18 protein-coding genes are annotated in these 18,756 nt (G+C 70.9%); 8 read left to right on the forward strand and 10 right to left on the reverse strand.

Annotated elements, in window-relative coordinates:
• Positions 1–24 precede the first annotated feature (24 nt).
• Entirely contained in the window at positions 25–1,017 is a 993-nt protein-coding gene (locus H6G99_RS09315) for a Gfo/Idh/MocA family protein (RefSeq protein WP_094584398.1), read from the forward strand.
• Here H6G99_RS09315 and H6G99_RS09320 read toward each other — a convergent pair.
• Positions 1,014–4,268 carry a glycoside hydrolase family 15 protein gene (locus tag H6G99_RS09320; protein WP_190611212.1) on the reverse strand — a complete coding sequence of 1,085 codons (3,255 nt, stop codon included), beginning with the start codon at positions 4,266–4,268 and terminating at the stop codon, positions 1,014–1,016. The two genes, H6G99_RS09315 and H6G99_RS09320, sit on opposite strands and share 4 nt — an antisense overlap.
• Positions 4,269–4,347: 79 nt before the next feature.
• On the opposite strand from H6G99_RS09320, the gene H6G99_RS09325 reads away from it, so the two are divergent.
• Positions 4,348–5,076, forward strand: coding sequence for a WecB/TagA/CpsF family glycosyltransferase (locus H6G99_RS09325; protein ID WP_190611213.1), 729 nt, complete (start codon positions 4,348–4,350; stop codon positions 5,074–5,076).
• A 27-nt stretch (positions 5,077–5,103) separates the two neighbouring features.
• Here the strand turns inward: H6G99_RS09325 and H6G99_RS09330 are convergent, their stop codons facing one another.
• Together H6G99_RS09330 and tgt are read right to left on the reverse strand one after the other, a co-directional pair.
• Positions 5,104–5,262 (reverse strand): photosystem II reaction center protein K, encoded by a 159-nt coding sequence (locus tag H6G99_RS09330; RefSeq protein ID WP_015109656.1) that lies wholly within the window; start codon positions 5,260–5,262, stop codon positions 5,104–5,106.
• A 32-nt stretch (positions 5,263–5,294) separates the two neighbouring features.
• On the reverse strand, positions 5,295–6,416 hold the full coding sequence (gene tgt / locus H6G99_RS09335; RefSeq protein WP_190611452.1) for a tRNA guanosine(34) transglycosylase Tgt: 1,122 nt from the start codon (positions 6,414–6,416) through the stop codon (positions 5,295–5,297).
• A gap of 98 nt (positions 6,417–6,514) precedes the next feature.
• Here tgt and H6G99_RS09340 point away from each other — a divergent pair, with 98 nt between their 5' ends.
• Entirely contained in the window at positions 6,515–7,285 is a 771-nt protein-coding gene (locus tag H6G99_RS09340; protein WP_190611215.1) for an adenosylcobinamide-GDP ribazoletransferase, read from the forward strand.
• Here H6G99_RS09340 and H6G99_RS09345 read toward each other — a convergent pair.
• Positions 7,251–8,375: a sensor histidine kinase gene (locus H6G99_RS09345; RefSeq protein ID WP_190611216.1), complete on the reverse strand. Its 1,125-nt coding sequence runs from the start codon at positions 8,373–8,375 to the stop codon at positions 7,251–7,253. The genes H6G99_RS09340 and H6G99_RS09345 overlap by 35 nt on opposite strands.
• Positions 8,376–8,785: 410 nt before the next feature.
• On the opposite strand from H6G99_RS09345, the gene H6G99_RS09350 reads away from it, so the two are divergent.
• Entirely contained in the window at positions 8,786–9,157 is a 372-nt protein-coding gene (locus H6G99_RS09350; RefSeq protein WP_015109652.1) for a DUF3155 domain-containing protein, read from the forward strand.
• A 21-nt stretch (positions 9,158–9,178) separates the two neighbouring features.
• Here the strand turns inward: H6G99_RS09350 and H6G99_RS09355 are convergent, their stop codons facing one another.
• Positions 9,179–9,856 (reverse strand): alpha/beta hydrolase, encoded by a 678-nt coding sequence (locus H6G99_RS09355; RefSeq protein WP_190611218.1) that lies wholly within the window; start codon positions 9,854–9,856, stop codon positions 9,179–9,181.
• 56 nt (positions 9,857–9,912) lie between these two features.
• On the opposite strand from H6G99_RS09355, the gene purH reads away from it, so the two are divergent.
• Complete coding sequence (purH, locus tag H6G99_RS09360) at positions 9,913–11,457, forward strand: bifunctional phosphoribosylaminoimidazolecarboxamide formyltransferase/IMP cyclohydrolase (protein WP_190611219.1); 1,545 nt, start codon at positions 9,913–9,915, stop codon at positions 11,455–11,457.
• A gap of 71 nt (positions 11,458–11,528) precedes the next feature.
• Positions 11,529–12,005, forward strand: a complete 477-nt coding sequence (locus tag H6G99_RS09365) for a DUF4079 domain-containing protein (RefSeq protein WP_190611221.1) — start codon at positions 11,529–11,531, stop codon at positions 12,003–12,005.
• A 39-nt stretch (positions 12,006–12,044) separates the two neighbouring features.
• On the opposite strand, the gene H6G99_RS09370 is transcribed toward H6G99_RS09365, so the two are convergent.
• From H6G99_RS09370 to H6G99_RS09380, 3 genes are all read right to left on the reverse strand, one after another.
• Positions 12,045–12,722 (reverse strand): DUF1997 domain-containing protein, encoded by a 678-nt coding sequence (locus H6G99_RS09370; protein ID WP_190611222.1) that lies wholly within the window; start codon positions 12,720–12,722, stop codon positions 12,045–12,047.
• A gap of 121 nt (positions 12,723–12,843) precedes the next feature.
• Positions 12,844–14,052 (reverse strand): 4-hydroxy-3-methylbut-2-enyl diphosphate reductase, encoded by a 1,209-nt coding sequence (locus tag H6G99_RS09375; RefSeq protein WP_190611224.1) that lies wholly within the window; start codon positions 14,050–14,052, stop codon positions 12,844–12,846.
• A gap of 105 nt (positions 14,053–14,157) precedes the next feature.
• Positions 14,158–15,627, reverse strand: coding sequence for an ammonium transporter (locus H6G99_RS09380; protein ID WP_190611226.1), 1,470 nt, complete (start codon positions 15,625–15,627; stop codon positions 14,158–14,160).
• 263 nt (positions 15,628–15,890) lie between these two features.
• On the opposite strand from H6G99_RS09380, the gene H6G99_RS09385 reads away from it, so the two are divergent.
• The gene (locus tag H6G99_RS09385) at positions 15,891–16,085 is read left to right on the forward strand and encodes a DUF4278 domain-containing protein (protein WP_094584408.1); all 195 of its coding nucleotides are present in this window, start codon (positions 15,891–15,893) and stop codon (positions 16,083–16,085) included.
• On the opposite strand, the gene sfsA is transcribed toward H6G99_RS09385, so the two are convergent.
• Positions 16,073–16,831 (reverse strand): DNA/RNA nuclease SfsA, encoded by a 759-nt coding sequence (sfsA, locus tag H6G99_RS09390; RefSeq protein ID WP_190611227.1) that lies wholly within the window; start codon positions 16,829–16,831, stop codon positions 16,073–16,075. The two genes, H6G99_RS09385 and sfsA, sit on opposite strands and share 13 nt — an antisense overlap.
• 66 nt (positions 16,832–16,897) lie before the next feature.
• Here sfsA and murJ point away from each other — a divergent pair, with 66 nt between their 5' ends.
• The gene (gene murJ / locus H6G99_RS09395) at positions 16,898–18,502 is read left to right on the forward strand and encodes a murein biosynthesis integral membrane protein MurJ (protein ID WP_190611454.1); all 1,605 of its coding nucleotides are present in this window, start codon (positions 16,898–16,900) and stop codon (positions 18,500–18,502) included.
• On the opposite strand, the gene H6G99_RS09400 is transcribed toward murJ, so the two are convergent.
• A complete protein-coding gene (locus H6G99_RS09400; RefSeq protein ID WP_015109642.1) occupies positions 18,499–18,756 on the reverse strand; it encodes a hypothetical protein in 258 nt (85 codons plus the stop codon). The two genes, murJ and H6G99_RS09400, sit on opposite strands and share 4 nt — an antisense overlap.

Raw genomic sequence — 18,756 nt, forward strand, 5'->3', positions numbered from 1 at the left:
GCGGCCACCTGCTCTGCCCCTGCCATGAACCCAGTGCGCGTGGGTGTCATCGGCATCGGCAACATGGGCTGGCACCACGCCCGGGTGCTTAGCCTGCTCCGCGATGCCGAACTGGTGGGTGTCGCCGACCCCGACGAGGCCCGCGGCCGGCTGGCGGTGGAGCAGTTCGACTGCCGCTGGTTCCCCGCCTACGAAGATCTGCTCGGCGAGGTGGAGGCCGTCTGCATCGCCGTTCCCACCCTGCTGCACCACCGGGTCGGCATGGCCTGCCTGCAGGCGGGGGTGCACGTGCTGATCGAGAAGCCGATCGCCGCCACCCAGGAGGAGGCCGCCGACCTGATCGGCGCCGCCGAGGCGGCCGGACGCCTGCTGCAGGTGGGCCACATCGAGCGGTTCAACCCCGCCTTCCGGGAGCTGCTGCGGGTGGTGGCCAACGAGGAGGTGGTGGTGCTCGAGGCACGGCGCCACAGCCCCAACGCCGACCGGGCCAACGACGTGTCGGTGGTGCTCGATCTGATGATCCACGACATCGATCTGGTGCTCGAACTGGCCGCCTCCCCGGTGGTGCGGCTGGCGGCGGCCGGCGGCCGCAGCTCCGATGGCCCGATCGACTACGTCAACGCCACCCTGGGCTTCGCCAACGGCGTGGTGGCCAGCCTCACGGCCAGCAAGATGGCCCACCGCAAGATCCGCAGCCTCAGCGCCCACTGCCGCAGCAGCCTGATGGAGACGGATTTCCTCAACCGCAACCTGCGCATCCACCGGCGCTCCCATGAATCGGTCAGCGCCGACCACGGCGAGCTGCTTTACCGCAACGACGGCTTCATCGAAGAGGTGAGCACCACCTCGATCGAACCCCTCTACGCCGAACTCGAGCACTTCCTCCAGTGCGTGCGCGGTCGGGAGACCCCGGCCGTGGATGGCCTGCAGGCCTCCCGGGCCCTGCAGCTGGCCGACCTGATCGAGCAGTGCGTCGAGCAGCCCAACCTCTGCATGGCCCTGGAGGCCCCGATCTAGACACCCGCCGCCGGGATCATCGCGGCAGGGGCCGCGTCCCGGTCCGCCAGCTCCTGCAGGGCCAGCAGCTGCCAGCGGCGGCAGTCGGCCGGGGAGGAGCGGTAGAAGAGATCCCAGGCTTCCGCCTTGTGGCGGCCGTAGGCCTCGCTCGGCACCTCGGGATGGCGCTGCTGCCAGCCCACCCGCACGGCGTGGCCGATCACCACGTCCAGGGCCAGGTCGTCGTCGAACTGGACCTGGGGGTTGGCGGCCACGAAGGCCATCAGGGTGAGCAGGGTCTCGATGCAGAGCCGGCGGTACTCCGGCGCTTCGATCTTGCTCAGCAGGTGCTCTACCAGGATCGCGAAGTTCTTCTCCCCCGGCGTCTTCTCGCGCAGCAGGGGGGCGCTCTCCAGGCGATTGCGGCGCTCCAGCTTGTCGCCGATCACCAGGCCCCGGCAGTGGTGCAGCAGGTCCCAGATGCCCGGGTAGAAGTCCTTCGGCACCCGTTGCAGCGCCCCGAGCCGCATGCGGTGCTGCAGCCAGCTGCCGTCCTTGGGCAGTTCCGCCAGGGGGTCGGGCACCTCCCAGCGCACCCGCCCGCGCAGGTGCAGCTGCTCCTTGCGCTGCAGGGAGGCCCGGGCGTGCTCCACGTCCGCCAGCACGGCCCGCAGCCGGCGGCGGATGGCGTGGGGCGGCAGGGCGCAGAGGGCCTCGAAGGCCTCGCTGGGGCTGAGGTTGGCCTCCGCCGCCAGCTCGCCGGTGAGCAGCAGCAGGAACTGACCCAGCTGCAGGGTGAGGCTGCCGCTGAGCAGATCCACGTCGGAGCGGGCCAGGGCATCGATGGCCAGCAGCAGCTCCTGCTGCAGCATCCATTCCCGGCCGTCCTCACCGCTGAAGCGGCGCACCATCGCCGCGATCGCCAGGCTGCCCTCCGGATGGCCGAGCAGCGAATCGCGGGTGTAGTTGCGGCCCACCACCACCTGCTTCTGGCGCAGCAGCAGGTCGGTGAGGGCATCCTCCAGCTGGGGGTGCACCAGGCCCATGGCCCCGGCGGCCCGGCGCACCACGCTCCAGTCGGCGTCGGCGAGGCCGCGGCGGTAGACCTCCTCCAGCAGCACCATCAGCCGCACCCCCGGGCCGCTGCGGGGTCCCTGCAGGCGGGCATTGGGGCCGAGCCGGCGGCTCAGCAGCTCCAGCACCTCGGCCTGCTCCTCCAGGGAGCGGCTGGCCCAGAGCCTGTCCACCAGGTGGGCCAGCGGCACGTCCTCCAGCTCCTGCTCCTGGCGGGCGGTGAGCGGCTGGTGGCTGGCGCTGGGCGGCAGCAGGGTGTGGCCGTCCGGCACCAGGTCGCAGGCCGCCAGCGCCTGGGGCGGCAGGTCGATCAGGCTGGCGAGCGGCACCAGCTCCTCCAGCGACACCAGCCGCACCGGCACCGATCCCAGCTGGCCCTGCTGCAGATCGCGGCCCAGGTTCAGGAAGGCGCCCGGGTCGCGGCGGAAGGGGCCAGCGGCGACCGGCACGAGCAGCAGCGGGGCGCCGGAGCCCCGCCAGTGGCGCTGCAGCACCCGCACCTCGGTGGCCACCGTGTCCACCAGCACCTGGGCATCGTCGGCCAGGTAGAAGGTGTCCTCCTCCAGCACCGCCGGCAGGAAGCCGATCAGTTCGCCGTCGTGGCGGTAAAGGCGGGCGGTGGCCTGGGTCTCCATGCGCACCGGCGGGTGGCCCGAGAGGCCCAGGCGGCCGTTGGCGCCCACCGTCGCCAGGCGCCGGGCCAGCTCGCCGGAACTGGCCACCCGCAGGGGGGACGTCCCGTCCGAGGGCCGCCGCACCGGCAGGCCGGCCTCCGCCAGGGCCGCGGCGATGCTGTCGTCGGCCGGAGCCAGGGCCACCAGCACCTCCTCGGCCCCCGGGGGGTTGGGGTGACGGCGCCCGCAGGGGTCGAGATCCTCGGCGGTGATCAGGCCGTGCAGCAGCAGATCCGACAGCCAGGTGAGGCTCTGGGTCCAGAGCAGGGGCACGTTCTCGTTGGGGACGCGGGTCTGGCTGCCGGGCTGGCGGCGCTCGGCCTCGATCAGCCGCTCCGGCACCAGGTAGAGCTCCGGCAGCAGCGCCTCCCCGTCGACCGACACGCTCAGCTCCGCCAGCTGCTCCCGCCAGCGGCGGGCTTCCTCCCAGCGGCCCTCGCAGCAGGCGGTGATCAGCTCGTAGGCCAGGAACAGGGGCCACTCGGATTCGATGTGCTCGAACTGGGCCAGCTCCTCCCGTTCGTAGTGGAGCCGGGTCACGTCCTCCAGCACCGTCTGGTGGCCATCGCGCCGGAATCGCTTGTAGCCGTAGGACCCGGCCAGCTCGCTGCGGATCTTCTCCCGGGTGCGCTCCACCAGCGCCGGATCCTCCACGGCCCAGGCGGGGTAGCCGATCACCGACAGGCAGGCGCTGTCCACCTCCTTGCTGGCCGATTCCCTCGGCAGCAGGCCGCGCAGGGCACGCCGCAGCCGGACGATGGCGTCATGGGGGATGGTCAGGCAGCAGCTGCCGTCGCCCTGGGGGCCGTAGAGATCCAGACCCACGAGGGTCTCGAGGGCGGCCTTCACCATGCCGATCGAGCTGGCGTTGCGCTCCGGCTGGCCGTGGTTGCCCTTGTCGCCCCGCTCCCAGATGCCGTAGTCGGCCACCCGGTAGGCCCGGGCCACGTAGTAGACGAGGTTCTGGAGGAAATCGCGTTCGTGGCTGGTCTGCACGATCACCAGGCCCGAGCGGGTGAGCTGGGCGAGCTGCAGCAGGAACAGGGCCGTGGCGTCGAGCTGCAGATGGCCCCAGCCGTCGTCGTCCACCACCGGATCGCCCGTGGCGGTGTCGAACTTGGCGTGGATGGCGTCGAGGCGCTCGAGGCTGGTCTTGAAGCGCTCCACCTTCGCCGACTGGCGCATCATCGAGCGCATCAGCCCCCGCATCAGCTGCAGCACCCGCTGCTCCAGTTCGAAGCTTCGGCGGCAGGGTCCCTGCAGCCGACGGTGGGCCAGGGCCAGCCCCCAGACGCACTGGATGGAGTAGACGCAGTCCCGCACCCAGGCATCGCCGTAGTTGCCGTGCACGGTGCTGGCGGTGCTGGCGGGCAGCAGACCCGTGATCGGATGCTGGCGCCGCAGGACGACATGCTCGATGCCGCGGTCGAGCCGTTCCAGGAGCTCTCTGGCCTCCGCCTCGCCGGTGGAAGGGGCGGGCGGATCGATCACGCCCCTGTCGCCATTGCTCGCCGTGCTCATCATGGTCGCGTCAGGACGGGGCGTGCCGGTGGTGGCGGCCGTGGAACCAGGCCATAGATTCTCCCCGCCGTCGTTCCTTCCCATGGCAGCCCTCGCGACCACGCCGGTCCGTGCCCGCGTCCTGGGCATTCCTGTGAATGTAAGCAACGACGTCTTCCGGGACGCCGTGGCCCTGCACGCGGCCGGCGGTGGCCAGATCGTCACCCTCAATGCGGAGATGACGATGGCGGCCCTGGCGGATCCCGCCCTGGGGGCGGCGATCGAGGCGGCCCGCATGGTCATCCCCGATGGGGCCGGCGTGGTGTGGGCCCTGGGTCGCCAGTCGCACCGGGTGCGCCGGGCCCCGGGGATCGAGCTGGCCCGCCGCCTGCTCGACCATGCGGCCGCCAGCGGTTGGCGGGTGGCCCTGGTGGGGGCGAGTCCGGCGGTGATGGATCAGCTGCGCGATCGCCTCGCCCACGACCTTCCTGGGCTGAAGCTCGTCTTCAGCGTCCACGGCTACCAGAGCGCGGACGCCTGGCCCGGGCTCGAGCGCCAGCTGCTGCAGTGCCGCCCCGATCTGGTGCTGGTGGCCCTGGGGGTGCCGCGCCAGGAAACCTGGATCCAGGAGCTGCCCGGACCCCGCAGCGGCCTCTGGATGGGGGTGGGCGGCAGCTTCGACATCTGGGCCGGCGCCAAGAAGCGGGCCCCCGCCTGGATGGGAGCCCTGCACATCGAGTGGCTCTACCGGCTGATCAAGGAGCCCAGCCGCTGGCGGCGCATGCTCTCGCTGCCGGCCTTCGCCTGGGCTGTGCTGCGCGAACGCCGCTGAACGGTGGTGCTCAGTGAACGCCGCTGATCAGCGGAAGCCGACGGAGGCCTGCCAGACGAAGGCCAGCAGCAGGAAGAACAGGGGAATGATCGGCAGGATGTCCACCAGGGGGCCGAAGGCTTGGTACGCCTCGGGCAGCTGGGCGAGGGTATGGGGCGCGTAGCTGGCCAGCAGGGAGAGAGCCATGCCTGGGGGAGAACCGTTGCAATGGCCGGAACCTACCACGTGTGGGCGGCCTGGGAGTCTGGCTCCCAGGGAGCGAAATCCTCTGAAAAACATCCCTCGCCGATGGCCTGGGCCATGGCGGTCGTAAAGCGCAGCAGGGTGGTGAGGTTGTGGAGGCTCAGCAGGGTGCGGCCCAGCAGTTCGTCGCTGCGGAACAGGTGGTGCAGGTAGCTGCGGCTGTGGTGCCGGCAGGCCAGGCAACCGCAGCTGGGGTCGAGGGGGCCGTGGTCGTGGCGGAAGCGGGCATTGCGCAGGTTCCAGCGCTCGCCCCCCACCAGGGCGGTGCCGTGCCGGCCCAGCCGGGTGGGCAGCACGCAGTCGAACAGGTCGAAGCCGTTGGCGACCGCGATCGCCATCTCCCGCAGGCTGCCCACCCCCATCAGGTAGTGGGGACGCTCCTGGGGCAGCAGGGGACCCACCTGGCGCACCACCCGGTGCATCTCCTCGACGGGCTCGCCCACGCTCACGCCCCCGACGGCGATGCCGGGCAGGTCCATCGCCGCCACCACCCGGGCCGAGGCCTCGCGCAGATGGGGGAAGCAGCCCCCCTGCACGATCCCGAACAGGGCCTGGTCGCCGCCGCCGTGGCAGGCGACGCAGCGCTCCAGCCAGCGGTGGGTGCGCCGGCAGGCCTCGGCCACCGCCGCTTCGCTGGCGGGATAGGGCGGGCACTGGTCGAAGGCCATGGCCACATCGGCCCCCAGGGCACGCTGGATGGCCATGGAGCGCTCGGGGGTCAGGTCGATCCGCGAGCCGTCGCGGGGGGAGCGGAACACCACGCCGTCGTCGTCGATCCGGTTGATGGCGTCGAGGCTGAACACCTGGAAGCCGCCCGAGTCGGTCAGCAGGGGGCCGTCCCAGCCCATGAAGCGATGCAGCCCGCCGGCCTCGGCCACCACCGGCTCCCCCGGCTGCAGATGCAGATGGAAGGTGTTGGCCAGGACCATCTGGGCCCCGGTCTCCCGCAGCTGGGGCGTGCTGACGCCCTTGACGGTGGCCGCGGTGCCCACCGGCATGAACCGGGGCGTGTGGACGGGGCCGTGGGGGGTGGTGAAGCAGCCGCAGCGGGCCCGGGTCCGCGGGCAGCGGGCGGTGATCGTGAAGTCGAAGGCGATGACGCCGCAGCGGCTCAGCGCTGACGCTAGGCGCCGCTGCTGCGACGCTACCCGGGGTTCCCAGCCCCACCTGCACCTCTGCTCCCACTGCCCTGCCCATGCCCCGCCTGAGCGCTCCACCGTGGCTGCGGGATCTGGCCGGGGCCTGGATCTTCTATTCGGTGCTGCCGGCCTGGCCGGCGCCGGCGCCCCGGTTCGAGCGGATCGCCCGCTTCGCCCCCTGGATCGGCGCCGTTCTCGGTGTGCTGCAGGGGCTGCTCTGGTGGGCCCTGGAGGGGCGGGTGCCGCTGGTGGCCCAGGTGGCGCTGGTGCTGGCGCTCGGGCTGTGGCTGAGCGGCGGCCTGCACATGGACGGCGTGATGGACAGCGCCGATGGTCTGGCGGCGGGGGACCGCTGCCTGGAGGCGATGGCCGACAGCCGGGTGGGGGCGAGCGGCGTGCAGGCTCTCGTGCTGGTGCTGCTGCTGCGGGCCGGGGCCCTGGCGATGCTTGGGCCGGCGGCGCCGGTGGCGCTGGTCTGGGCCGCGGTCTGCGGCCGGGTGGCGCCCCTGCCCGCCATGGCCTGGTTCCCCTACCTGCGGCCCGGCGGCAGCGCCGCCTTCCATCGCGCCCACGGGGCCGGCCTGGCGGCGGAGCTGCGGCCCGCCCTGCTGCTGCTGCCGCCCCTGCTGCTGCTGCCCTGGCCGGGCCTGGCCACCTGGCCCGGCCCCGTCGGAGCGCTGGCCCTGGTGCCGGCCCTGCTGGTTCCGGTGGTCCTGGGCCGTCGCCTCGGCGGCCACAGCGGCGACAGCTACGGCGCCTGTGTGGAGTGGAGCGAATCGCTGGGCCTGCTGCTCATCGCCGCGGTGCTGACGGCCTGGGCAGGCTGAGCTGGAAGGCGTTGCCCTCCTCCGGGAGCGCCTCGGCCACGGTCCGCGGCGGCACCACGAGCGCCAGTTCGCCGCCCAGGCTGCGGGCCAGATCGCGGCCGAGGGCCAGGCCCAGGCCGGTGCCGGGCAGCTCCTGGCCCCGGGTTCCCCGCACACCCCGCCCGAAGATCGTTTCCCGCTCGGCGGCGGCAATGGCCGGCCCGCCGTCCCAGACCGTGAGCTGCAGCCCGCCGTCGTCGCTGGCCCAGTGCAGGCCCACGGCGGCGCCTGGGGGGCTGTAGCGGAAAGCGTTCTCCAGCAGGTTGGCCAGGATCTCCGCCACCGATCCGCTGTCGCCGCTCCAGTCCGGCAGGGTCCGGGGGCCGTGCCACTCCCGCCCCTGCAGGGTCGCGGTGGCGGCCGCCCGCTGCAGCAGCGGTTCGAGCAGCCCGGCCAGGGGCTGGCCCTCGGGTCCGCTCAGCAGGGGCGGCAGCAGCAGGGGCTGGGGGGAGGCGGGGGCGGCGAGCTGCCCTTCCGGGTGGACCAGGGCGCTGATCGCCTCCACATAACGGTTGATCTGGCGCTCCTCGGCCAGCAGGCCCTGCACCAGGGAGCGGTCGTTGTGGTCGGGGCCGAGGCGCCGCAGCAGCAGCTGCCCGAAGGTGCGCAGGGCCGTGAGCGGGTTGCGCAGCTGGTGCAGCAGCAGTCCCAGCTGCTCCTCACGCTCGGTGAGCCGCTGCCGCAGCTCCCCGCCCTCCAGATCCAGCCGCAGGGCTTCGGTGAGGGCCAGGGCCACGGCCTGGAGCCGCTGGGCGAGCGGCTCGGGCCAGGGGTTGCGGGCGGCCTCCACCTGCAGGGCACCGAGCAGGCGCTGGCCATCCCGCAGGGGCAGCCAGCGCCGCTGCTCCGCCGGCACCCGCAGCCGGCTGACGCTGTCCACCGCCGGCAGGGCCCGCTCGTCCGGGGGCCAGTGGCCGACCGGCAGCAGGCTGGGCTGGCCCGTTTCCCCCTGATGGGTGACGTAGACCACCAGGGACCGGACCTCAGGGCAGTCGACGAACTGGCCCAGCTGAAACCCCACCAGGGCCAGAAACCGTTGCGAGACAGGCATCACCAGCCGCGGACCGGATCCGTCCGGGAAATTTTCGGGAGAGGCGTGTTGAAACGCAAAAAAAGTTTTAAGATCTTGGTAACGACCACTACTTCGCAGTCCTCGGACGGGCGGAAAGTTGCAGTCGTAACGGCCAGCGTTGCGCTTTGCTCGCAACCAAGGCTACAGCAGAGGCAGCTGCGCACCGCCTCTGTACCGGCCATGACCTCCTCCGGGAGCCGGCCGGCGTTACCGACGGTGATCCTCTCCGACCAGCCCCAGGTCGACAGTCGTATGGACGTGGACCCGCCACCCCTGGGTGGTCGGTCCTCTCTGCCGTTCGTCGCCGGCTCCGGCCGCTATCGCACGTCTGCAGCCCCCCCCCCCCCCCCAACTCCACCTTTCGGTCTCCCTTCGCCGGGATCCATGCCATGTCCAAGAAGCGCAAGCGGATCAGTCGCCGTCGTCTCGCAGGCCAGCGGGTCCTCGCCCATGTCCCGACCTTCAACCTCGAAACCGGCTCCCACAAACCGGTGACGGCAGCCCGCCGCTACATCGCCGAAACGGAGCTGACGGCTCCGGCGATCCTCAACGTGCGCCGCAACGAGCACACCACCGACCGCTTCTTCTGGGGGGAGAAGGGCCTGTTCAGCGCCCAGTACGCCGAAGAGAACCACTTCCTGTTCCCGTCCCTGCGCCTGATCGTCGACAGCATCGGCGAAGAGGTGCTCTTCGAGGGCCTCGAAGCCCTCGCCTCCGACGACTGGGAGGAGATGGAGGAGTACGAGTACGCCTTCGTCTGATTCCGGCTTCGCCGCTCCTGGTCAGCGTGCTTCCCAGCCCCTGACCAGGAACTCCCGCACCGGGGCGATCAGCTCGGGATCGATGCTGTGGCCGCCTGGGAAGGTGATCCGCCGCACCGAGCCACCGGCCTCCGCGAGAGATCGTTCCAGCGCCGCACTGGCCGCAAAGGGCACCACCGGATCCTGCTCGCCATGGGTGAGCAGGATGTCCGTGCGTGGCGTCCGGGGCTGCCAGTCGGGATGGGGGTAGCCGCTGCAGGCCACCAGCCCCGCCAGCGGTAGGGCCTCGGTGGCGTCCGGGCCGCAGCCCGTGGCCACATCGATGGCCATGGCCGCCCCCTGGGAGAAGCCCAGCAGGCAGGTGTGCTCCAGCGGCACGGAGGCGCCCAGGGCCAGCAGCCGGCGCCGCAGTGCCCGGCGGGCCTCGGGCAGCTGGGGCCACTCGGGCTGCTGCAGGTCGTACCACTGGCGGCCCATGCCGGCCGGATGGGGCAGGGGCGCCCGCAGGGCGACCACGCTCAGGCCGATGGCGGCGGGATCGGCGTCCAGGAGCACCGCCCCCAGATCCAGCAGGTCATCGGCGTCGGCGCCCCAGCCGTGCAGCAGCACCAGCCGTCTTTCGGCCTGGCGCGGGCCCGCGAACAGGGCGGTGGCGTCGTCTTCGATCGGCGGCACTTCGGCGAGGGGATCCGTGGGCACGGTGACGTTCGGCTGTTGCTGCGTAGGTTGGCTCCTCCTCCGCCCTTTCCGCCGTCATGGCTGCCACGGCCCTTCTGAGTGTGTCCGACAAGCGGGGCCTGGTGCCGCTGGCGGAGGGGCTGCTGGCTCAGGGCTACGCGTTGCTCTCCAGCGGCGGCACCGCCGCGGCCCTGGCCGCCGCCGGCCTGCCGGTGACGAAGGTGGCGGAGCACACCGGTGCACCGGAGATCCTCGGCGGCCGGGTCAAGACCCTCCATCCCCGCATCCACGGCGGCATCCTGGCCCGCCGGGACGATCCCGCCCACCGCGCCGACCTGGAGGCCCAGGGGATCACCACCATCGATGTGGTGGCGGTCAACCTCTATCCCTTCCGCGCCACCGTGGTCGACCCCGCCGTGAGCTGGGAGACGGCCATCGAGACCATCGACATCGGTGGCCCGGCGATGGTGCGCGCCGCCGCCAAGAACCACGCCGACGTGGCGGTGCTCACCGATCCCGACCAGTACCCGGCCTTCCTGGAGGCCCTGGCGGCCGGCCAGGTCGACGGGAGCCTGCGGCGCCGGCTCGCCCTGGCGGCCTTCGCCCACACCGCCGCCTACGACGCCGCCATCGCCACCTGGATCGATGGCCGCCTCGCCGATGAACCGGGCCAGCCCCTGCGGCTGGAGCTGCCCCTGCGGCAGGTGCTCCGTTACGGCGAGAACCCCCACCAGGGCGCCCGCTGGTTCGGTGAGGCCGGCGTGGGCTGGGGGGCGGCCCGCCAGCTTCAGGGCAAGGAACTCAGCTACAACAACCTGATCGACCTGGAGGCGGCCCTCACCACGGTGGCGGCCTTCGGCTACGGCCCCGGCGCCGAGCAGGCGGCGGTGGTGATCAAGCACACCAACCCCTGCGGCGTCGCCATCGGCGCCGACACCGCCGAGGCCCTGCTGCGGGCCCTGGATGCCGACCGGGTCTCCGCCTTCGGGGGCATCGTTGCCCTCAACGGGCCGGTGGACCTGGCGGCTGCCGAGCACCTGGCGGGGCTGTTCCTGGAATGCGTCGTGGCGCCGTCCTTCTCCGAGGAGGCCCGCCAGCGGCTGGCGGCGAAGACCAACCTGCGCCTGCTGGAGCTCGATCCCGGCGCCGTGGCGGGGGCCGCCGGAGCCCTGCAGCTGCGCAGCGTGCTCGGAGGGGTGCTGGCCCAGCAGGCGGACGACGGCCCCGCCGATCCCGATGCCTGGCAGGTGGTGAGCGAGCGCCAGCCCAGCGCCCAGGAATGGCAGGATCTGCGCTTCGCCTGGCAGGTGGTGCGCCATGTGCGCTCCAACGCCATCCTGGTGGCCCGCGATGGCTGCACCCTCGGCGTCGGGGCGGGCCAGATGAACCGGGTGGGCTCGGCCCGGCTGGCCCTCGAGGCGGCCGGCGCAGCCGCCCGGGGGGCCGTGCTGGCCAGCGACGGCTTCTTCCCCTTCGATGACACGGTGCTGCTGGCGGCGGAGCACGGCATCCGGGCGGTGATCCAGCCCGGCGGCAGCAAGCGCGACCCGGATTCGATCGCCGCCTGCAACGCCAACGGCATGGTGATGGTGATCACCGGCCGTCGTCACTTTCTGCACTGAGGGCACGGAGAAGTTGTAACTTCGGTGCACTCGCAGCCGGCCGCCCTGGCCCGGTGGAGTTCCAACGCGTCATGTTCGCCGCCCTTCCCGCTTCGATCGCCTTCGCCCTCAACTTCGCCCACCCCCTGCTGATGTGGGTGCTGCTGGGCCTCGCGGCCTACGCGATGTTCCTGGGCATCAAGGCCAAGAAGACCCGCACGGCCACCGCCGAGGATCGCAAGGAGCTGATCAAGGGGCAGTTCGCCAAGCGCCATTACCTCATTGGCAGCCTCGTGCTGGCCGTCCTCGTGCTCGGCTTCGTCGGGGGCATGGCCGTCACCTACATCAACAACGGCAAGCTGTTCGTCGGTCCCCACCTGCTGGTGGCGCTGGGGATGGTGTGCCTGATCGCCCTGGCGGCGGCCCTCTCGCCGTTGATGCAGGCCGGCAACCTGATCGCCCGCAAGGTGCACGTGGGCCTCAACATGACCCTGATGACCCTGTTCCTGTGGCAGGCCGTCACCGGCATGCAGATCGTCAACAAGATCCTCACCGCTCCCGCTCCCTGAGCCCCCGCACCCTGAGCACCCCCCCCTGAGGGAGGGGGGTCAGAACTGGGCCCGGCGCCGCGGCGGGCATGGGATGCCGTGGCTGGCGTGGAAATCCTCCTGGACCTTCCAGGTGAGCCGGCGGGAGATCTGCCGCACGATCTGACGCAGCAGGTGGTCGCCGCTGCTCTGGACCAGGTGTTCGGGCAGCAGGGAGAGCATGCCGGGCAGCCGCAGCCACACGGCCAGGTCGAGCTGCCAGCGCACCAGGGTGTGGAGCATCACCCCATCCACCTCCTCGTGGGACACCTCGGAACCGCTGGCCTCGTCGAGGCACAGGGAGGCCGCGAATTCGACGTCGTAGAGCCCCCGCAGGGCCGCGTCCGAGTGGGGCAGGGGCACGGTGACGATGCGGTAGATCCCGGCGGCCTGGGGCAGCAGCTCCAGGCCGATGGTGGGCTCCACCTCGAAGCCGAAGTTGCCGAAGCGGCCCAGGGTCAGCACATACCCCTGGCTGCCGATGGGCTCCACCGTCATCGGGGCGGCGCAGCGGCGGAACCAGCCCTCGTGGCGGTCGAGGTAGGAGCCCACCACGGCGGCCGGCGCCCGCATCTCCATCAGATCGGCGAAGGTGCTGGCGTAGCGGCGGATGGCAGGGTCCGTCCTGTCGCGCAGGGGTTCGCTCGCGGTGGCCCCGGCGTCGTCGGGATCCTGTTGCAGGGAGAAGCCTGCCGCCATCGTGGTCTGGGGCGTGCGGTGGGTCAGAGGGGAACGGCCAGAAAGGACGGGGGTTCTGATCTCCCGGGCGGCCCTGGAGGGAGGAAAACCTTTCGTGAATGTAAAGCCACCGGGTGGTGGTTCACTCCTCGCTGAGACCCACCAGGCGCTCGATCACGTCCTCCACGACCCGGTCGGGGGTGGAGGCGCCGGAGGTGATGCCCACCCGCACCGGCCCCTCCGGCAGGAAGGGCTCCAGGGTCTCCAGCTCGCCCCCCAGGGGCTTGTGCTCGATGCGGTTGCCCGGTCCGATCCGCTCGGGGGTGTCGATGTGGAAGGAGCGGATGCCGCGGCTGACGGCGATCTCCTGCAGGTGGGTGGTGTTGGAGGAGTTGTAGCCGCCGATGACCACCATCAGGTCGAGGGGCTCGTCCACCAGGGCGAACATGGCGTCCTGGCGCTCCTGGGTGGCGTCGCAGATGGTGTTGAAGGCCAGGAAGTGCTCGTCGAGCTCGGCGGGGCCGAAGCGCTGCAGCATGGTGCGCTCGAACAGGCGGCCGATCTCCTCGGTCTCGCTCTTGAGCATGGTGGTCTGGTTGGCGACGCCGACCCGCACCAGGTCCCGGTCGGGATCGAAGCCGGGGGAGCAGGCATTGGCGAAATGGCTCATGAAGGCCTCACGGTCGGTGGCCCCCTGGCCCCGCTCGAGGATGAAGTCGCTGACCATGCGGGCCTCGGCCAGGTCGAGCACCACCAGGTAGGTGCCGGCGAAGGAACTCGTGGCCAGGGTCTCCTCGTGCTTCACCTTGCCGTGGATGATCGAGGTGAAGGCGTGCTTCTTGTGCTTCTCGACGGTGTTCCACACCTTCGAGACCCAGGGACAGGTGGTGTCGACGATGTGGCAGCCCCGTTCGTTGAGCAGCTGCATCTCCTGCACGGTGGCGCCGAAGGCGGGCAGGATCACCACGTCCCCGGTGCCCACCTCGGAGAAGTCCTTGACGTCGTCGTCGACCGGGATGAAGCGGACGTCCATCTGGCGCAGATGGGCGTTGACCGAGGGGTTGTGGATGATCTCGTTGGTGATCCAGATCCGCTCGCTGGGGTAGTGGCGGCGGGTTTCGTAGGCCATGGCCACCGCCCGCTCCACCCCCCAGCAGAAGCCGAAGGCCTCCGCCAGGCGGATCTTGAGACGCCCGCGCTGCAGGACGTGGCCGTTCTCCCGCAGGCTGGCGATCAGGTTGCTCTGGTAGGCCTGCTCCAGGCTGCCCGCGACCTCGTCGCCCAGGCCGAAGCCGCGGCGGTTGTAGCGATCCGAGTGGTGCAGGGAGCGCTTGAAGGCACGGGTGTCCACAGGCAGGTACCGGGTTGTGCCGACTCTATGGGGGTCGGCGGTGGGACGGGCGAAAAAAAAACCGCGGCCGAGGCCGCGGTCGGTGAAGGGAGCAGGCTCCGAGAATCAGTTCGAGGAAGCGACGAAGTCGGGATAGGCCTCCATGCCGTGCTCGCTGATGTCGAGACCGACCAGCTCCTCCTTCTCCTCCACGCGGATGCCTCCGGTGAGAGCGCCGAGGACGCTCCAGAGGATCCAAGCGGTGACGACCGTGAAGATGGCGTAGGCGAAGACGCCCAGGAACTGGATGCCCAGCTGGTTGAAGCCCTTGCCGAGAAGCAGGCCGGCGTCCTTGTTGAAGAGGCCCACGGCCAGGGTGGCCCAGATACCGCCGACACCGTGGACCGAGAAGGCACCCACGGGATCGTCGATGCCGATCGAATCGATGAAGCTGACGGCGTAGACGACGATGGCACCGCCGATGAAGCCCACGACCCAGGCGGCCCACATCGGGAAGCCGTCGCAGCCGGCGGTGACCCCGACCAGGCCGGCCAGGATGCCGTTGATGGTCATCGTGAGGTCGGGCTTGCCGGAGTGGATCTGGGAGATCAGGGTGCCGGCGATGCCACCGCCGGCGGCGCCGAGGGTGGTGGTGACGGCGATGTAAGGAACCGTCTCGTTCATAGCCAGGACGGAACCGGGGTTGAAGCCGTACCAGCCGAGCCAGAGGATCAGGGCACCCAGGGTGGCCAGGGCAAGGCTGTGGCCGGGGATGGCCTGGGGCTTGGAATCGACGTACTTGCCGATGCGGGGGCCGAGGATCATGGCCCCGACCACGCCGGCCCAGGCACCGACGGAGTGGACCACGGTGGATCCGGCGAAGTCCTTGAAGCCAAGGGTGCTGAGCCAGCCACCACCCAGGCCGGCGTCATCGGGAAAGTTCCAGGTCCAGGAGCCGGCGATCGGGTAGATGATGCCGACCAGGATCAGGGAGAAGATCACGAACTCCTTGAACTTGATGCGCTCCGCCACGAGGCCGGAAACGATCGTGGCGGCCGTGCCGGCGAAAGCGGCCTGGAAGAGGAAGTCGACGCTCGGGACGAGCTTGGCTTCGGTCACCATCTCGGGGGTGACGGTGGGATCGAAGAACAGGCCGCCGAATTTGAACACCCCTGGGATCACCCAGTCGGCGTTGTACATGATCTTGTAGCCGATGAACCAATAGGCCGACACCGCCAGGGCGAAGACGATCAGGTTCTTGGCCAGGATGTTGACGGCGTTCTTCTGGCGGCAGAGACCAGCCTCCACCATGGCGAAGCCGGCGTTCATGAAGATCACCAGGAAGGCCGCGATGGCCAGCCAGAGGTTGTTGATCAGGAAGCCGGGGGTGAGCTCGGGAAGTTCGGCCGCGTGGGCCGAGAGGTTGAACACGCCCAGGATGAACAGGGCCAGAGGCACACAGGCGAACCAGGTGAGGCCTGCCCGTGAGGAGAGACCACGAACCTTGCGCATTAACAGGGCCGGGGCCTCACGCAGGCTGGCCTCGCTGAGGCTTCTCGGCGGTCGAACCTTGTGCGGGTGACTTGAATCGATCATGGGAACGTGGTGAAGTGAACGTTCGACTTCTGACGCCGGAGTAGGCATCAACAAGCTCCGACTATCCATGACGGGCACCCGTTCCAATGTCTGATTCGCTACCAAATGAGCCCCAGGCCACCGTGCGGCCCGGCCCAGCGGCCCGGGGCTCCGCCCTGAAGAGATGCAAAGAGTTTTCAGGAATGTTCAGCATGGACAGTGCAGAGGCGCTAGACATGCATCAGGGAAGTCTTCCTGGCCTCCCCATCTCTGCCTTTGTCGCCATGGCCCGTTCCGCCCTCTGCTATCGCGGTCTCCCCTACGACCACTCCCACGACGCGTCTCCCTCCCCCGCCCCGATCGACCACGTCTATCGCGGTCATCACTACGACGCGCCGCTGCGGCACGAGCCGTCCCCGGTGGATGGGGCCCTCGACCTCGTCTACCGCGGCACCCACTACCACCATCACCAGGCCTGAGCGGCCAGGCCCAGCCACGTCACGGACGCCCCATCGAAGCTGTAGCGGCAGGGGAGCACCTCCACCCCGGCCGCCGCAGCGGCCCTGAACAGTTCCCCATAGCGGGGGTCGGCACTGTCCCCGGGCGCGAAGCGCGTCACGTCGCCGCGGCTCAGGCACGGCACCAGCACCGCCCGGGTCCCGGGCAGCAGGGCCGTGAGCTCCACCAGGTGCTTCTGGCCCCGTTCGGTGACCGTGTCCGGGAACAGGGCCAGATCGCCGTCGCTCCAGGTCGTGTTCTTCACCTCCACATAGATCGGACGGGGATCGGCGGCGCCTTCGGCGGGTGTCAGCAGCAGGTCGATCCGGCTGCGGCGCCCCTCGCCGTAGGGCACCTCGGCGCGGATGCTGCCGATGGGGCCCAGCCAGGGCTCCAGGCAACCCGCCTCGATCGTGGCCCGCACCAGCCGGTTGGGCAGGGCCGTGTTGACCCCCACCCAGACCGGCTCGCCGCCATGGCCGCCGACCTGCGCCTGCTCCCAGGTCCAGGCCAGCTTGCGGCTGGGTGAGGGGTCGTGGCGCAGGCGCACCCGTCCTCCCGGCAGCAGCACCCCGGTCATCGGCCCGGTGTTGGGGCAGTGGGCCGTCACCGTCCGGCCATCGTCCAGCTGCACGTCGGCCAGGAAGCGCTTGTAGCGCTTCAGCAGCACCCCCTCCTCCAGGGGGCCGGTGGACAGCACGGGCACGGCAACGGTCGCTGGGGCCATGGGGTCGGCTGCCCGAAGGGGGAGGGCCATACTGCCGTGCGTTCCGATGGGCAGTGCCCCGCCGCCATGGCCCGATCCCTGCGCCGGATTGCCCTGATCGTGGGGGCGGCCACGGCCCTCAGCAAGGTGGCCGGCCTGCTGCGCCAGCAGGTGATCGCCGCCGCCTTCGGCGTGGGCGCGGCCTATGACGCCTACAACTACGCCTACGTGCTGCCGGGGTTCCTGCTGATCCTGCTCGGCGGCATCAACGGGCCCTTCCACAGCGCCATGGTGAGCGTGCTGGCCCGGCGGCCGCGCCATGAGGGCGCCCACGTGCTGGCCAGCATCAACACCCTGGTGGGGGCGGGGCTGATCGTCGTCACCCTGCTGCTGCTGGTGGCCGCCGATCCGCTCATCGACCTGGTGGGTCCCGGCCTCGACCCGGAACGCCACGCCCTGGCCGTGCTGCAGCTGCGCTGGATGGCGCCGATGGCCCTGTTCGCCGGCCTGATCGGCCTCGGCTTCGGGGCCCTCAACGCCGCCGACGTCTTCTGGCTGCCCTCGGTGAGTCCCCTGCTCTCCAGCGTCGCCGTCATCGGCGGCATCGGCCTGCTCTGGTGGCAGCTGGGCAGCACCATCACCCTGCCCGCCACGGCGGTGATCGGCGGCGTGGTGCTGGCCGCCAGCACCACGGTGGGGGCGATCCTGCAGTGGCTGATCCAGCTGCCGGCCCTGGCCAAGGAGGGCCTCAACCGGCTGCAGCTGGTCTGGGACTGGCGCAATCCGGGGGTGCGGGAGGTGCTGCAGGTGATGGGGCCGGCCACCCTCTCCTCCGGCATGCTCCAGATCAACGTCTTCGTGTCGCTGTTCTTCGCCTCGGGGATGCCGGCGGCGGCGGCGGGCCTGGGCTACGCCAACCTGCTGGTGCAGACGCCCCTGGGCCTGCTCTCCAATGTCCTGCTGGTGCCGCTGCTGCCCGTCTATGCCCGGCTGACGGCACCGGAGGACCGGCCCGAGCTGGTCACGCGCATCCGCCAGGGCCTGATGCTCTCCAACGCCACCATGCTGCCCCTGGGGGCACTGATGGTGGCCCTGGCCGTGCCGATCGTGGCCCTGATCTACCAGCGCGGCGCCTTCGATCACACCGCCGCCGACCTGGTGGGCCAGCTGCTGATGGCCTACGGGATCGGCATGCCGGCCTACCTGGGCCGCGACGTGCTGGTGCGCGTCTTCTATGCCCTCGGCGACGGCAACACCCCCTTCCGCTGGTCCCTGGGCGGCATCGGCCTCAACGCGGTGTTCTGCTGGGCCTTCACCGGCGGCCCCACCCCGGCCTGGGGGCTCCAGCTGCCGATGCTCAACGCCGGCGCCGCCGGCCTGGTGCTCGCCACCGTGGCGGTGAACCTGATCACCTGCGCCGGGCTGCTGCTGGCCCTGAGCCGCCGGCTGGGGGGCCTGCCCCTGCGGCTCTGGGCCGCCGACAGCGGCAAGCTGCTGCTGGCCGCCCTGGTCGGAGGGGGGGCCTGCTGGTGGCTGTCGCTGGCGGTGGCCTGGCCCCCGGGCCTGGTGGGGCTGCTGCTCCAGAACACGCTCTGCGCCGGCCTGGCGGTGGGCCTCTACGGACTGCTGGCGAGCCTCGCCGGCGTGCCCGAGGCGGGCCAGCTGCTGCGGATGGTGCGCCGCCGGGCCTAGGGCAGCCGCACCTGGCGCTCCTCTCTCACCTGCACGGGAATCTCCAGATGGGAGCGGCCGATCATCTGGGGGCCGTCGATGGAGAAGATGCGGGCCTCGATGCCGAAGTCCCGGAAGGCGCTCTCCAGTTCCTGGATCAGGGCCTTCTCCACCTGGGCCTCCGCATCCACCACCTTGCCGATCAGACGCCCGCCGAGTCGGCCGATGCGCTGGCGGACCACGTCACGGGCATTGGTGACTTCGATGACCAGCAC

It is taken from the genome of Synechococcus sp. FACHB-909 (assembly GCF_014698945.1).
GTDB lineage: Bacteria > Cyanobacteriota > Cyanobacteriia > PCC-6307 > Cyanobiaceae > Cyanobium.